At 50.5% G+C, this 11,796-nt stretch carries 24 protein-coding genes; all 24 read left to right on the top strand.

Annotation, left to right across the window (positions count from 1 at the left end; all coding sequences use genetic code 11):
- The first annotated feature begins 180 nt into the window (after positions 1-180).
- The 24 genes from bfd (at position 181) to secY (ending at position 11,767) form a co-directional block, all read left to right on the top strand.
- Positions 181-375 (top strand): bacterioferritin-associated ferredoxin, encoded by a 195-nt coding sequence (gene bfd / locus HA43_RS15890; protein WP_039380828.1) that lies wholly within the window; start codon positions 181-183, stop codon positions 373-375.
- Positions 376-478: 103 nt separating this feature from the next.
- Positions 479-961 (top strand): bacterioferritin, encoded by a 483-nt coding sequence (gene bfr, locus HA43_RS15885; protein ID WP_039380825.1) that lies wholly within the window; start codon positions 479-481, stop codon positions 959-961.
- Between the two features lie 308 nt (positions 962-1,269).
- The gene (gene rpsJ, locus HA43_RS15880) at positions 1,270-1,581 is read left to right on the top strand and encodes a 30S ribosomal protein S10 (protein ID WP_006120582.1); all 312 of its coding nucleotides are present in this window, start codon (positions 1,270-1,272) and stop codon (positions 1,579-1,581) included.
- 32 nt (positions 1,582-1,613) lie between these two features.
- Positions 1,614-2,240 carry a 50S ribosomal protein L3 gene (rplC, locus tag HA43_RS15875; protein ID WP_071668687.1) on the top strand — a complete coding sequence of 209 codons (627 nt, stop codon included), beginning with the start codon at positions 1,614-1,616 and terminating at the stop codon, positions 2,238-2,240.
- Positions 2,241-2,250: 10 nt separating this feature from the next.
- Positions 2,251-2,856 (top strand): 50S ribosomal protein L4, encoded by a 606-nt coding sequence (gene rplD / locus HA43_RS15870; RefSeq protein WP_039380819.1) that lies wholly within the window; start codon positions 2,251-2,253, stop codon positions 2,854-2,856.
- Positions 2,853-3,155 carry a 50S ribosomal protein L23 gene (gene rplW, locus HA43_RS15865; protein WP_039380816.1) on the top strand — a complete coding sequence of 101 codons (303 nt, stop codon included), beginning with the start codon at positions 2,853-2,855 and terminating at the stop codon, positions 3,153-3,155. Before rplD ends, rplW begins: the two co-directional genes overlap by 4 nt.
- Before the next feature lie 17 nt (positions 3,156-3,172).
- Entirely contained in the window at positions 3,173-3,994 is an 822-nt protein-coding gene (rplB, locus tag HA43_RS15860) for a 50S ribosomal protein L2 (protein ID WP_039380813.1), read from the top strand.
- Positions 3,995-4,010: 16 nt separating this feature from the next.
- Positions 4,011-4,289 carry a 30S ribosomal protein S19 gene (gene rpsS, locus HA43_RS15855; RefSeq protein WP_001138115.1) on the top strand — a complete coding sequence of 93 codons (279 nt, stop codon included), beginning with the start codon at positions 4,011-4,013 and terminating at the stop codon, positions 4,287-4,289.
- 13 nt (positions 4,290-4,302) lie between these two features.
- Positions 4,303-4,635: a 50S ribosomal protein L22 gene (gene rplV / locus HA43_RS15850; protein ID WP_007891659.1), complete on the top strand. Its 333-nt coding sequence runs from the start codon at positions 4,303-4,305 to the stop codon at positions 4,633-4,635.
- Positions 4,636-4,652: 17 nt separating this feature from the next.
- Entirely contained in the window at positions 4,653-5,351 is a 699-nt protein-coding gene (gene rpsC, locus HA43_RS15845; protein WP_009087585.1) for a 30S ribosomal protein S3, read from the top strand.
- Between the two features lie 12 nt (positions 5,352-5,363).
- Complete coding sequence (gene rplP / locus HA43_RS15840) at positions 5,364-5,774, top strand: 50S ribosomal protein L16 (RefSeq protein WP_002438716.1); 411 nt, start codon at positions 5,364-5,366, stop codon at positions 5,772-5,774.
- Complete coding sequence (gene rpmC / locus HA43_RS15835) at positions 5,774-5,962, top strand: 50S ribosomal protein L29 (protein WP_021508217.1); 189 nt, start codon at positions 5,774-5,776, stop codon at positions 5,960-5,962. The genes rplP and rpmC overlap by 1 nt, the downstream gene beginning before the upstream one ends.
- Positions 5,962-6,216, top strand: a complete 255-nt coding sequence (gene rpsQ / locus HA43_RS15830) for a 30S ribosomal protein S17 (protein WP_010618568.1) — start codon at positions 5,962-5,964, stop codon at positions 6,214-6,216. The genes rpmC and rpsQ overlap by 1 nt, the downstream gene beginning before the upstream one ends.
- 168 nt (positions 6,217-6,384) lie before the next feature.
- Complete coding sequence (gene rplN / locus HA43_RS15825) at positions 6,385-6,756, top strand: 50S ribosomal protein L14 (protein ID WP_038629760.1); 372 nt, start codon at positions 6,385-6,387, stop codon at positions 6,754-6,756.
- A gap of 10 nt (positions 6,757-6,766) precedes the next feature.
- Positions 6,767-7,081 (top strand): 50S ribosomal protein L24, encoded by a 315-nt coding sequence (gene rplX / locus HA43_RS15820; RefSeq protein WP_021508218.1) that lies wholly within the window; start codon positions 6,767-6,769, stop codon positions 7,079-7,081.
- A 14-nt stretch (positions 7,082-7,095) separates the two neighbouring features.
- Complete coding sequence (rplE, locus tag HA43_RS15815) at positions 7,096-7,635, top strand: 50S ribosomal protein L5 (protein WP_013510763.1); 540 nt, start codon at positions 7,096-7,098, stop codon at positions 7,633-7,635.
- 14 nt (positions 7,636-7,649) lie between these two features.
- Positions 7,650-7,955, top strand: a complete 306-nt coding sequence (gene rpsN / locus HA43_RS15810; protein WP_039380805.1) for a 30S ribosomal protein S14 — start codon at positions 7,650-7,652, stop codon at positions 7,953-7,955.
- Between the two features lie 32 nt (positions 7,956-7,987).
- Positions 7,988-8,380, top strand: a complete 393-nt coding sequence (rpsH, locus tag HA43_RS15805; protein ID WP_065648467.1) for a 30S ribosomal protein S8 — start codon at positions 7,988-7,990, stop codon at positions 8,378-8,380.
- A gap of 13 nt (positions 8,381-8,393) precedes the next feature.
- Positions 8,394-8,927, top strand: a complete 534-nt coding sequence (rplF, locus tag HA43_RS15800) for a 50S ribosomal protein L6 (protein ID WP_039380801.1) — start codon at positions 8,394-8,396, stop codon at positions 8,925-8,927.
- 9 nt (positions 8,928-8,936) lie between these two features.
- Positions 8,937-9,290: a 50S ribosomal protein L18 gene (gene rplR, locus HA43_RS15795; RefSeq protein WP_013510760.1), complete on the top strand. Its 354-nt coding sequence runs from the start codon at positions 8,937-8,939 to the stop codon at positions 9,288-9,290.
- 14 nt (positions 9,291-9,304) lie between these two features.
- Positions 9,305-9,805, top strand: coding sequence for a 30S ribosomal protein S5 (gene rpsE, locus HA43_RS15790; protein ID WP_013510759.1), 501 nt, complete (start codon positions 9,305-9,307; stop codon positions 9,803-9,805).
- 5 nt (positions 9,806-9,810) lie between these two features.
- Positions 9,811-9,990: a 50S ribosomal protein L30 gene (gene rpmD / locus HA43_RS15785; protein ID WP_039380794.1), complete on the top strand. Its 180-nt coding sequence runs from the start codon at positions 9,811-9,813 to the stop codon at positions 9,988-9,990.
- Between the two features lie 3 nt (positions 9,991-9,993).
- Positions 9,994-10,428: a 50S ribosomal protein L15 gene (rplO, locus tag HA43_RS15780; RefSeq protein WP_039380790.1), complete on the top strand. Its 435-nt coding sequence runs from the start codon at positions 9,994-9,996 to the stop codon at positions 10,426-10,428.
- Positions 10,429-10,435: 7 nt separating this feature from the next.
- On the top strand, positions 10,436-11,767 hold the full coding sequence (gene secY, locus HA43_RS15775; RefSeq protein ID WP_039380787.1) for a preprotein translocase subunit SecY: 1,332 nt from the start codon (positions 10,436-10,438) through the stop codon (positions 11,765-11,767).
- Positions 11,768-11,796 lie beyond the last annotated feature (29 nt).

Below are 11,796 nucleotides of genomic sequence, written 5' to 3'. Positions count from 1 at the left end.
TGTTAACGCCGGCAGCGGTTTTTTACTGCTGCCGTAGCAATCAGAAAGAGCACTTCGGTGCTCTTTTTTTTTGCCTGTCAAAATCAGCATACCAATCGATAACCCTACAAACCCTGCGTTGTAATAGCAACCATTCTCATTTACACTTTGATCAGAAATTGTACCGGAGTTGAATCTGAAATGTACGTTTGTCTGTGTAATGGTGTGAGTGATAAAACGCTGCGTGAAGTAGTGCGCCGCTATCAGCCAAAATCGATCCAGCAGCTGCGCCAGCTGGTCCCGGTCGGGAAGCAGTGTGGTAAATGCATCCGGGCAGCGCGCGAAATCATGGATGATGAACTGCAGCATGCACCGCTCTATAAAGAGATCGCCTGACATTACGCGCAGAATGTCGTAATACCCACAAAAACTGTCACGCCTTTTTGACTTCTTTCTCTCTGCATCTACTATCTGGTTAACTGAAGAGGGGAGGGGTGATATGAAGGGCGACGTCAAAGTCATTGCACATCTCAACAAACTGCTTGGAAATGAGCTGGTCGCGATTAACCAGTATTTTCTGCATGCGCGCATGTTTAAAAACTGGGGGCTGATGCGCCTCAACGATATCGAATACCACGAATCGATCGATGAGATGAAGCATGCCGACAAATACATTGAGCGTATTCTCTTTCTCGAAGGTATCCCTAATCTGCAGGATCTGGGACGTCTGCGCATAGGTGAGGACGTGCCCGAAATGCTGCAGTCCGATTTGCAGCTGGAGCTGGAAGGGGCAAAAGACCTGCGTGAAGCCATTGCGTGGGCGGATAAAGTTCACGACTACGTGAGCCGGGACATGATGATTGAAATCCTGGCTGATGAAGAGCATCACATCGACTTTCTTGAAACCGAGCTCGATCTGATTCAGAAAATTGGCCTGCAGAACTACCTGCAGTCGCAAATCAGCGAAAAGGCGGACGAATAGCGGCCTGCGCATACCTGTTCTGTAAACCCGCCCGGCAGTCGTGCCCGGCGGGTTTTCTTTTGCCTGAATTTTTATGGTTAAAAACAGAGCACGGGTTGCTTCCTGAGCGTAATTACGTATAATACGCCGGCCTGCCGACATTGGTATGGCGCGATTCGAGCAGAATCGCAGGCGACAGTGCTAGGTGTGTCGCCTGACAATACTCCCAATTGGGGAGTTATATGCTGAACGATTACACTCCCCCATCAATCGTAATGGGTGCGGGTAGTAATTCTTTTCGTTTATAAAATGTTTGGAGCCTTGGTCTCATGTCGAACCAAAGAATCCGTATCCGTCTTAAAGCGTTTGATCATCGTCTGATCGATCAATCAACCGCGGAAATCGTTGAGACTGCCAAGCGCACTGGTGCGCAGGTTCGTGGTCCAATTCCGCTGCCAACCCGCAAAGAGCGCTTCACCGTTCTGATCTCTCCGCACGTTAACAAAGATGCGCGTGATCAGTACGAAATCCGCACTCACAAGCGTCTGGTAGACATCGTTGAGCCAACTGAAAAAACCGTTGATGCTCTGATGCGTCTGGATCTGGCTGCCGGTGTTGACGTGCAGATCAGCCTGGGTTAATCAGGTCATCGAGCGATTGAGAGGTTGATACAATGATTGGTTTAGTCGGTAAAAAAGTGGGCATGACTCGCATCTTCACTGAAGAAGGCGTTTCAATCCCAGTAACCGTAATCGAAGTTGAAGCAAACCGCGTTACCCAGGTCAAAGGTCTGGAAAACGATGGTTACCAGGCGATCCAGGTTACCACCGGTGCTAAAAAAGCAAACCGTGTGAGCAAGCCGGAAGCAGGTCATTTTGCTAAAGCTGGCGTTGAAGCTGGCCGTGGTCTGTGGGAATTCCGCACCGAAGGTGAAGAGTACTCCGTAGGCCAGAGCATCAGTGTTGAAATTTTCGCTGACGTTAAAAAAGTAGACGTTACCGGTACCTCTAAAGGTAAAGGTTTCGCAGGTACCGTTAAGCGCTGGAACTTCCGTACCCAGGACGCTACACACGGTAACTCCTTGTCTCACCGCGTTCCGGGTTCTATCGGTCAGAACCAGACTCCGGGCAAAGTGTTCAAAGGCAAGAAAATGGCTGGTCAGCTGGGTAACGAGCGCGTAACCGTTCAGAGCCTGGAAGTAGTACGTGTTGACGCTGAGCGCAACCTGCTGCTGGTCAAAGGTGCTGTCCCGGGTGCAACCGGCAGCGACCTGATTGTTAAACCAGCTGTGAAGGCGTAAGGGGATAGCAATGGAATTAGTACTGAAAGACGCGCAGAGCGCGCTGACTGTTTCCGAAACTACCTTCGGTCGTGATTTCAACGAAGCGCTGGTTCACCAGGTTGTTGTTGCTTATGCCGCAGGTGCTCGTCAGGGTACTCGTGCGCAGAAGACTCGTGCTGAAGTAACTGGTTCAGGCAAAAAGCCGTGGCGCCAGAAAGGTACCGGCCGTGCGCGTTCAGGTTCTGTTAAGAGCCCGATCTGGCGTTCAGGTGGCGTGACCTTCGCTGCTCGTCCACAGGACCACAGTCAAAAAGTTAACAAAAAGATGTACCGCGGCGCGCTGAAAAGCATTCTGTCCGAGCTGGTACGTCAGGACCGTCTGATCGTTGTCGAGTCGTTCTCTGTAGAAGCACCGAAAACCAAGCTGCTGGTACAGAAACTGAAAGACATGGCGCTGGAAGACGTGCTGATCATCACCGGTGAACTGGATGAAAATCTGTTCCTGGCTGCGCGTAACCTGTACAAGGTTGACGTGCGTGACGCAGCAAGTATCGACCCAGTTAGCCTGATCGCCTTCGACAAAGTCGTTATGACTGCTGAAGCAGTTAAGCAAGTTGAGGAGATGCTGGCATGATCCGTGAAGAACGTCTGCTGAAAGTACTGCGCGCGCCGCACGTATCTGAAAAAGCATCAAGCGCGATGGAAAAAACCAATACCATCGTTCTCAAAGTTGCGAAAGATGCGACCAAAGCAGAGATCGTTGCTGCTGTTGAGAAACTGTTCGAAGTAGAAGTTAAAGACGTAAACACCCTGGTTGTTAAGGGTAAAGTTAAGCGTCACGGACAGCGTATCGGTCGTCGTAACGACTGGAAAAAAGCTTACGTTACCCTGAAGGAAGGCCAGAACCTGGACTTCGTCGGCGGCGCTGAGTAAGTCGGAGGAGAAAGACAATGGCAGTTGTTAAATGTAAACCGACATCTCCGGGTCGTCGCCACGTAGTTAAAGTGGTGAACCCTGAGCTGCACAAAGGCAAACCATTTGCCGCGCTGGTTGAAAAAAACAGCAAATCCGGTGGTCGTAACAACAATGGTCGTATCACTACCCGTCATATCGGTGGTGGTCACAAGCAGGCTTACCGTATTGTTGACTTCAAACGCAACAAAGATGGTATCCCGGCAGTTGTTGAGCGTCTTGAGTACGATCCGAACCGTTCTGCGAACATCGCACTGGTTCTGTACAAAGATGGCGAGCGCCGTTACATTCTGGCCCCTAAAGGCCTGAAAGCTGGCGACCAGATTCAGTCTGGCGTTGATGCTGCGATTAAAGCAGGTAACACCCTGCCGATGCGTAACATCCCAGTTGGTTCTACCGTGCATAACGTAGAAATGAAACCAGGCAAAGGCGGTCAGATTGCTCGCTCTGCTGGTGCTTACGTGCAGATCGTTGCGCGTGAAGGTTCTTACGTGACCCTGCGTCTGCGTTCAGGCGAAATGCGTAAAGTCGAATCTGACTGCCGCGCAACCCTGGGCGAAGTCGGTAACGCTGAGCACATGCTGCGCGTTCTGGGTAAAGCCGGTGCAGCCCGTTGGCGCGGTGTTCGTCCTACCGTTCGCGGTACTGCGATGAACCCAGTCGATCACCCGCACGGTGGTGGTGAAGGTCGTAACTTTGGTAAGCACCCGGTTTCACCGTGGGGCGTTCAGACCAAAGGTAAGAAGACCCGTAGCAACAAGCGTACTGATAAATTTATCGTACGTCGCCGTAGCAAATAATTTTAGAGGATAAGCCATGCCACGTTCTCTCAAGAAAGGTCCTTTTATTGACCTGCACTTGCTGAAGAAGGTAGAGAAAGCGGTGGAAAGCGGTGACAAGAAGCCCCTGCGCACTTGGTCCCGTCGTTCAACGATCTTCCCTAACATGATCGGTTTGACCATCGCTGTCCATAATGGTCGTCAGCACGTTCCAGTCTTTGTTTCCGACGAAATGGTTGGTCACAAGCTGGGCGAATTCGCACCGACACGTACTTATCGCGGCCATGCTGCAGATAAGAAAGCCAAGAAGAAATAAGTAGGAGGAAGAGATGGAAACTATTGCTCAACATCGCCATGCTCGTTCTTCTGCTCAGAAGGTTCGCCTGGTGGCAGACCTGATTCGCGGTAAGAAAGTGTCGCAGGCTCTGGATATTCTGACTTACACCAACAAGAAAGCGGCTGTACTGGTTAAGAAAGTCCTGGAATCTGCCATTGCTAACGCCGAACACAACGATGGCGCTGATATCGACGATCTGAAAGTTGCGAAAATTTTCGTAGACGAAGGCCCAAGCATGAAGCGCATTATGCCGCGTGCAAAAGGTCGTGCAGATCGCATCCTGAAGCGCACCAGCCACATTACTGTGGTTGTGTCCGATCGCTGAGACTCTGGAGACTAGCAATGGGTCAGAAAGTACATCCTAATGGTATTCGCCTGGGTATTGTAAAACCATGGAACTCTACCTGGTTTGCGAACACCAAAGAATTCGCTGACAACCTCGACAGCGATTTTAAAGTACGTCAGTTCCTGACTAAAGAACTGGCTAAAGCGTCTGTATCTCGTATCGTTATCGAGCGTCCGGCTAAGAGCATCCGTGTGACCATTCACACCGCTCGCCCGGGTATCGTTATCGGTAAGAAAGGTGAAGACGTAGAAAAACTGCGTACGGTCGTCGCGAATATCGCTGGCGTTCCTGCTCAGATCAATATCGCCGAAGTCCGTAAACCGGAACTGGACGCTAAATTGGTTGCTGACAGCATCACTTCACAGCTGGAGCGTCGTGTGATGTTCCGTCGTGCTATGAAGCGTGCTGTACAGAACGCAATGCGTCTGGGCGCTAAAGGTATTAAAGTTGAAGTCAGCGGCCGTCTTGGTGGTGCTGAGATCGCACGTACCGAATGGTATCGTGAAGGTCGCGTACCGCTGCACACTCTGCGTGCGGACATTGACTACAACACCTCTGAAGCGCACACCACTTATGGTGTAATCGGCGTTAAGGTATGGATCTTCAAAGGTGAGATCCTGGGTGGTATGGCTGCTGTTGAACAACCGGAACCGGCTGCTCAACCTAAAAAGCAGCAGCGTAAAGGCCGTAAGTAAGGAGAGTCGCTGATGTTACAACCAAAGCGTACAAAATTCCGTAAAGTGCACAAAGGCCGTAACCGCGGTCTGGCGCAGGGTACGGATGTTAGCTTCGGTACTTTCGGTCTGAAAGCTGTTGGCCGTGGTCGTCTGACCGCTCGTCAGATCGAAGCAGCACGTCGTGCTATGACCCGTGCAGTTAAGCGTCAAGGTAAGATCTGGATCCGTGTATTCCCGGACAAACCGATCACCGAGAAGCCGCTGGAAGTGCGTATGGGTAAAGGTAAGGGTAACGTTGAGTATTGGGTTGCCCTGATTCAGCCTGGTAAAGTCCTGTATGAAATGGACGGCGTACCGGAAGAGCTGGCCCGTGAAGCCTTCAAGCTGGCAGCAGCAAAACTGCCTATCAAAACCACCTTTGTAACTAAGACGGTGATGTAATGAAAGCAACTGAGCTGCGTGAAAAAAGCGTTGAAGAGCTGAACACTGAGCTGCTTAACCTCCTGCGTGAGCAGTTTAACCTGCGCATGCAGGCAGCATCTGGCCAGCTGCAGCAGACCCATCTGCTGAAGCAAGTTCGCCGTGATGTTGCGCGCGTTAAGACTTTACTGACTGAGAAGGCGGCGTAATGACCGATAAAATCCGTACTCTGCAAGGTCGTGTTGTTAGTGACAAAATGCAGAAATCTGCTGTTGTCGCTATCGAACGTTTCGTGAAGCACCCGATCTACGGTAAATTCATCAAACGTACGACTAAGCTGCACATCCATGACGAGAACAATGAGTGTGGTATTGGTGACGTGGTTGAGATCCGCGAAACCCGTCCACTTTCCAAGACTAAGTCCTGGACTCTGGTTCGCGTTGTAGAGAAAGCGATTCTGTAATAGAATTCGTTTCCTCTAAAAACAAAATGAACGGCTCTCGCGAGCCGTTCATTTTTTCTACCCATCTGCGAGATCCGGTGTTATAATGCCGCGCCCTCAATTATGGGGCTTTTTAACGACCTGAGGTTTGGGTCCCGAAGTAGTAGTTGACATTAGCGGAGCACTAAAATGATCCAAGAACAGACTATGCTGAACGTCGCCGACAACTCCGGTGCACGTCGCGTAATGTGTATCAAGGTTCTGGGTGGCTCGCACCGTCGCTACGCAGGCGTCGGCGATATCATCAAAGTGACCATCAAGGAAGCAATTCCTCGTGGCAAGGTGAAAAAAGGTGATGTCCTGAAAGCGGTAGTGGTGCGCACCAGGAAGGGTGTTCGTCGCCCGGACGGTTCTGTCATTCGCTTCGATGGCAATGCATGCGTTATTCTGAACAATAACAGTGAGCAGCCAATCGGAACGCGTATTTTTGGGCCGGTAACTCGTGAACTTCGCAATGAAAAGTTCATGAAAATTATCTCTCTGGCACCAGAAGTACTCTAAGGAGCGAGCAATGGCAGCTAAAATCCGTCGTAACGACGAAGTTATTGTTCTTACCGGTAAAGACAAAGGTAAGCGCGGTAAAGTAAAGAACGTCCTGACTTCTGGTAAAGTCATCGTTGAAGGTATCAACCTGGTTAAGAAACACCAGAAGCCGGTTCCGGCTCTGAACCAGCCAGGTGGCATCGTTGAAAAAGAAGCTGCAATTCAGGTTTCTAACGTTGCAATCTTCAATGCGGCAACCGGCAAGGCTGACCGTGTAGGCTTTAGATTCGAAGACGGCAAAAAAGTCCGTTTCTTCAAGTCTAACAGCGAAACTATCAAGTAATTTGGAGTAGTACGATGGCGAAACTGCATGATTACTACAAAGACGAAGTAGTCCAGAAACTCATGACAGAGTTTGGCTACAATTCTGTCATGCAAGTCCCTCGGGTCGAGAAGATCACCCTGAACATGGGTGTTGGTGAAGCGATCGCTGACAAGAAACTGCTGGATAACGCAGCAGCCGATCTGGCAGCAATCTCCGGTCAAAAACCGCTGATCACCAAAGCACGCAAATCAGTTGCAGGCTTCAAAATCCGTCAGGGCTATCCGATCGGCTGTAAAGTAACTCTGCGTGGCGAACGCATGTGGGAGTTCTTTGAGCGTCTGATCACTATTGCTGTACCACGTATTCGTGACTTCCGCGGTCTTTCTGCGAAGTCTTTCGACGGTCGTGGTAACTACAGCATGGGCGTACGTGAGCAGATCATCTTCCCAGAAATCGACTACGACAAAGTCGATCGCGTTCGTGGTTTGGATATTACCATTACCACTACTGCGAAATCTGATGATGAAGGCCGTGCACTGCTGGCTGCCTTTGACTTCCCGTTCCGCAAGTAAGGTAGGGTTACTTAATGGCTAAGCAATCTATGAAAGCACGCGAAGTTAAGCGTGTGAAATTAGCAGACAAGTTCTTCGCAAAACGCGTTGAGCTGAAAGCAATCATTTCTGATGTGAACGCATCTGACGAAGATCGTTGGAATGCCGTTCTCAAGCTGCAGAGTCTGCCGCGTGATTCCAGCCCTTCCCGTCAGCGTAACCGCTGCCGTCAGACAGGTCGTCCGCACGGTTTCCTGCGGAAGTTTGGGTTGAGCCGTATCAAGGTCCGTGAAGCCGCTATGCGCGGTGAAATCCCGGGTCTTAAAAAGGCTAGCTGGTAATTGTCACCATTTGAATCACGGGAGTAACACAGATGAGCATGCAAGATCCGATCGCGGATATGCTGACCCGTATCCGTAACGGTCAGGCCGCGAACAAAGTTGCGGTCTCTATGCCTTCCTCCAAGCTGAAAGTGGCAATTGCCAACGTGCTGAAGGAAGAAGGCTATATTGAAGATTTTAAAATCGAAGGCGACATCAAGCCGGAACTGGAACTGACTCTTAAGTATTTCCAGGGTAAAGCTGTTGTAGAAAGCATTCAACGTGTTAGCCGTCCTGGTCTGCGCATCTATAAAAGAAAAGATGAGCTGCCAAAAGTGATGGCTGGTATGGGTATTGCTGTAATTTCTACCTCTAAAGGTGTCATGACTGATCGTGCAGCGCGCCAGGCTGGTCTTGGTGGCGAAATTATCTGCTACGTAGCGTAATCGGAGGAATAAAATGTCTCGTGTTGCAAAAGCACCTGTCGTTATTCCTGCCGGCGTAGAGGTAAAACTCAACGGTCAGGAAGTTTCGATCAAAGGCAAAAACGGCGAGCTGACTCGTACTATCAACAATGCTGTTGAAATCAAGCAGGAAGACAACACCCTGACTTTTGCTCCACGCAAAGGTTATGCGGATGGTTGGGCACAGGCAGGTACTGCTCGTGCACTGCTGAACGGCATGGTTATCGGTGTTACCGACGGCTTCACTAAGAAGCTGCAACTGGTTGGTGTTGGTTATCGTGCAGCTGTTAAAGGCAACTCTGTGAGTCTGGCCCTGGGCTTCTCTCACCCTGTTGAACATGCACTGCCGGCCGGCATCACTGCTGAATGTCCGACTCAAACTGAAATCGTGCTGAAAGGCGCTGATAAGCAGGTTATCGGACAGGTTGCAGCTGATCTGCGCGCCTACCGTCGTCCTGAGCCTTATAAAGGCAAGGGTGTTCGTTACGCCGACGAAGTCGTGCGTACCAAAGAGGCTAAGAAGAAGTAAGGTAACACTATGGATAAGAAATCTGCTCGTATCCGTCGTGCGACCCGTGCACGTCGCAAGCTCAAAGAGCTGGGTGCTACTCGCCTGGTGGTACATCGTACCCCGCGTCACATTTACGCACAGGTAATCGCCCCGAACGGTTCCGAAGTTCTGGTTGCTGCTTCTACTGTAGAAAAAGCTATCGCTGAACAACTGAAGTATACCGGTAACAAAGACGCCGCTGCAGCTGTAGGTAAAGCTCTGGCTGAGCGCGCTATCGAAAAAGGCATCAAAGATGTTTCTTTCGATCGTTCCGGGTTCCAATATCATGGTCGCGTCCAGGCACTTGCAGATGCTGCTCGTGAAGCTGGCCTTCAGTTCTAAGGTAGAGGTCTAAGATGGCACACATCGAGAAACAAGCTGGCGAACTGCAGGAAAAATTGATCGCGGTAAACCGTGTTTCTAAAACTGTGAAAGGTGGTCGTATTTTCTCCTTCACCGCACTGACTGTAGTGGGTGATGGCAACGGCCGCGTGGGTTTTGGTTACGGTAAAGCGCGTGAAGTTCCAGCAGCGATCCAGAAAGCGATGGAAAAAGCCCGTCGCAATATGATTAACGTCGCGCTGACTCACGGCACCCTGCAGCACCCTGTAAAAGGTGCGCACACGGGTTCTCGTGTGTTCATGCAGCCGGCTTCTGAAGGTACCGGTATCATCGCCGGTGGTGCAATGCGCGCCGTCCTGGAAGTCGCTGGAGTTCATAACGTTCTGGCTAAAGCATATGGTTCCACCAACCCGATTAACGTGGTTCGTGCAACTATTGATGGTCTGGGCAATATGAAATCTCCGGAAATGGTCGCTGCCAAGCGTGGTAAATCCGTTGAAGAAATTCTGGGGTAATCACGATGGCTAAGACTATTAAAATTACACAAACCCGCAGTTCAATCGGCCGCCTGCCTAAGCACAAAGCCACTCTGATTGGCCTGGGTCTGCGTCGTATTGGTCACACCGTTGAGCGTGAAGACACGCCTGCTGTACGCGGTATGGTCAACGCGATTTCCTACATGCTGAAAGTGGAGGAGTAAGAGATGCGTTTAAACACTCTGTCTCCGGCCGAAGGGTCTAAACACGCTTCCAAGCGTCTGGGTCGTGGTATCGGTTCTGGCCTCGGCAAAACCGGCGGTCGTGGTCACAAAGGTCAGAACTCACGTTCTGGCGGTGGCGTACGTCGTGGTTTCGAGGGTGGTCAGATGCCTCTGTACCGTCGTCTGCCGAAGTTCGGCTTCACTTCACGCAAATCATTCGTGACGACTGAAGTTCGTCTGTCTGATCTGGCGAAAGTGGAAGGCGGTATTGTTGACCTGAACACGCTGAAAGCAGCCAACATCATCGGTGTTCAGATTGAATTCGCGAAAGTGATTCTGTCTGGTGAAGTTACTACACCGGTAACGATTCGTGGACTGCGTGTCACCAAAGGTGCTCGTGCTGCAATCGAAGCTGCTGGCGGTAAAATCGAGGAATAAGTAGCAGATGGCAAAGCAACCGGGATTAGATTTTCAAAGCGCCAAAGGGGGCTTTGGTGAACTGAAGCGCAGACTATTGTTTGTAATCGGTGCACTGATTGTCTTCCGCATTGGCTCTTTTATTCCAATCCCCGGTATCGATGCCACTGTACTTGCCAAACTGCTTGAGCAACAGCGTGGCACCATCATTGAAATGTTCAACATGTTCTCTGGTGGTGCTCTCAGTCGTGCCTCAATCTTCGCGCTGGGTATTATGCCGTATATTTCGGCCTCTATTATTATCCAGCTGCTGACGGTGGTTCATCCCGCCCTGGCAGAGATTAAGAAAGAGGGTGAGGCTGGCCGTCGTAAGATTAGCCAGTACACCCGCTATGGCACCCTGGTTTTGGCCATATTTCAGTCGATCGGTATCGCTACCGGTCTGCCGAATATGCCAGGAATGCAGGGCCTGGTGTTAAATCCGGGCTTCGCATTCTACTTTACCGCTGTTGTGAGTCTGGTTACCGGGACAATGTTCCTGATGTGGCTGGGCGAACAGATTACTGAACGAGGTATCGGTAACGGTATCTCAATCATTATCTTCGCAGGTATTGTTGCGGGTCTTCCGCCGGCCATTGGCCATACCATCGAGCAAGCGCGGCAAGGCGACCTGCACTTTCTTCTGTTGCTGTTGGTTGCAGTTCTTGTATTTGCAGTGACGTTCTTTGTTATTTTCGTTGAGCGTGGCCAGCGTCGTATCGTGGTCAACTACGCTAAGCGTCAGCAGGGGCGTCGTGTATATGCTGCACAGAGCACACATTTACCGTTGAAAGTGAATATGGCAGGTGTCATTCCAGCTATCTTCGCTTCCAGCATTATTCTGTTCCCGGCAACGATAGCATCCTGGTTCGGGAGCGGTAGTGGTTGGAACTGGCTGACAACAATTTCGCTGTATTTGCAGCCAGGACAGCCGCTTTATGTGCTACTCTATGCGACTGCAATCATCTTCTTCTGTTTCTTCTATACGGCGTTGGTGTTTAACCCGCGTGAAACAGCAGATAACCTGAAGAAGTCTGGTGCATTCGTACCGGGAATTCGTCCGGGAGAGCAAACGGCGAAGTATATCGATAAAGTTATGACACGACTCACCTTAATCGGTGCGCTGTATATTACTTTTATCTGCCTGATCCCGGAGTTCATGCGTGATGCCATGAAGGTTCCCTTCTACTTCGGCGGTACTTCACTGCTGATTGTAGTGGTCGTCATCATGGACTTTATGGCTCAAGTGCAAACTCTGATGATGTCTAGTCAGTATGAGTCTGCATTGAAAAAAGCTAACCTGAAAGGCTATGGCCGTTAATTCAGTAGCTTGAGAAGTTACGGAGAGTA

Origin of the sequence: Pantoea eucrina, assembly GCF_002095385.1 — a bacterium.
In the GTDB taxonomy this organism is placed as follows: Bacteria; Pseudomonadota; Gammaproteobacteria; order Enterobacterales; family Enterobacteriaceae; genus Pantoea; species Pantoea eucrina.
Note: the sequence above shows the minus strand (reverse complement) of the source record. Positions and strands in the feature narration are given on the sequence as shown.

Bases quoted from the DNA above. Each gene is read 5' to 3' on its own strand.
- rpsH (WP_065648467.1), top strand. From the start codon at position 7,988: ATGAGCATGCAAGATCCGATCGCGGATATGCTGACCCGTATCCGTAAC.
- rplD (WP_039380819.1), top strand. From the start codon at position 2,251: ATGGAATTAGTACTGAAAGACGCGCAGAGCGCGCTGACTGTTTCCGAA.
- rpsN (WP_039380805.1), top strand. From the start codon at position 7,650: ATGGCTAAGCAATCTATGAAAGCACGCGAAGTTAAGCGTGTGAAATTA.
- secY (WP_039380787.1), top strand. From the start codon at position 10,436: ATGGCAAAGCAACCGGGATTAGATTTTCAAAGCGCCAAAGGGGGCTTT.
- rplB (WP_039380813.1), top strand. From the start codon at position 3,173: ATGGCAGTTGTTAAATGTAAACCGACATCTCCGGGTCGTCGCCACGTA.
- rplR (WP_013510760.1), top strand. From the start codon at position 8,937: ATGGATAAGAAATCTGCTCGTATCCGTCGTGCGACCCGTGCACGTCGC.
- rpmD (WP_039380794.1), top strand. From the start codon at position 9,811: ATGGCTAAGACTATTAAAATTACACAAACCCGCAGTTCAATCGGCCGC.
- rplO (WP_039380790.1), top strand. From the start codon at position 9,994: ATGCGTTTAAACACTCTGTCTCCGGCCGAAGGGTCTAAACACGCTTCC.
- bfr (WP_039380825.1), top strand. From the start codon at position 479: ATGAAGGGCGACGTCAAAGTCATTGCACATCTCAACAAACTGCTTGGA.
- rpmC (WP_021508217.1), top strand. From the start codon at position 5,774: ATGAAAGCAACTGAGCTGCGTGAAAAAAGCGTTGAAGAGCTGAACACT.
- rpsJ (WP_006120582.1), top strand. From the start codon at position 1,270: ATGTCGAACCAAAGAATCCGTATCCGTCTTAAAGCGTTTGATCATCGT.
- rpsE (WP_013510759.1), top strand. From the start codon at position 9,305: ATGGCACACATCGAGAAACAAGCTGGCGAACTGCAGGAAAAATTGATC.
- rplE (WP_013510763.1), top strand. From the start codon at position 7,096: ATGGCGAAACTGCATGATTACTACAAAGACGAAGTAGTCCAGAAACTC.
- rplV (WP_007891659.1), top strand. From the start codon at position 4,303: ATGGAAACTATTGCTCAACATCGCCATGCTCGTTCTTCTGCTCAGAAG.
- rplF (WP_039380801.1), top strand. From the start codon at position 8,394: ATGTCTCGTGTTGCAAAAGCACCTGTCGTTATTCCTGCCGGCGTAGAG.
- rpsS (WP_001138115.1), top strand. From the start codon at position 4,011: ATGCCACGTTCTCTCAAGAAAGGTCCTTTTATTGACCTGCACTTGCTG.
- rplP (WP_002438716.1), top strand. From the start codon at position 5,364: ATGTTACAACCAAAGCGTACAAAATTCCGTAAAGTGCACAAAGGCCGT.
- rpsQ (WP_010618568.1), top strand. From the start codon at position 5,962: ATGACCGATAAAATCCGTACTCTGCAAGGTCGTGTTGTTAGTGACAAA.
- bfd (WP_039380828.1), top strand. From the start codon at position 181: ATGTACGTTTGTCTGTGTAATGGTGTGAGTGATAAAACGCTGCGTGAA.
- rplN (WP_038629760.1), top strand. From the start codon at position 6,385: ATGATCCAAGAACAGACTATGCTGAACGTCGCCGACAACTCCGGTGCA.
- rpsC (WP_009087585.1), top strand. From the start codon at position 4,653: ATGGGTCAGAAAGTACATCCTAATGGTATTCGCCTGGGTATTGTAAAA.
- rplX (WP_021508218.1), top strand. From the start codon at position 6,767: ATGGCAGCTAAAATCCGTCGTAACGACGAAGTTATTGTTCTTACCGGT.
- rplW (WP_039380816.1), top strand. From the start codon at position 2,853: ATGATCCGTGAAGAACGTCTGCTGAAAGTACTGCGCGCGCCGCACGTA.
- rplC (WP_071668687.1), top strand. From the start codon at position 1,614: ATGATTGGTTTAGTCGGTAAAAAAGTGGGCATGACTCGCATCTTCACT.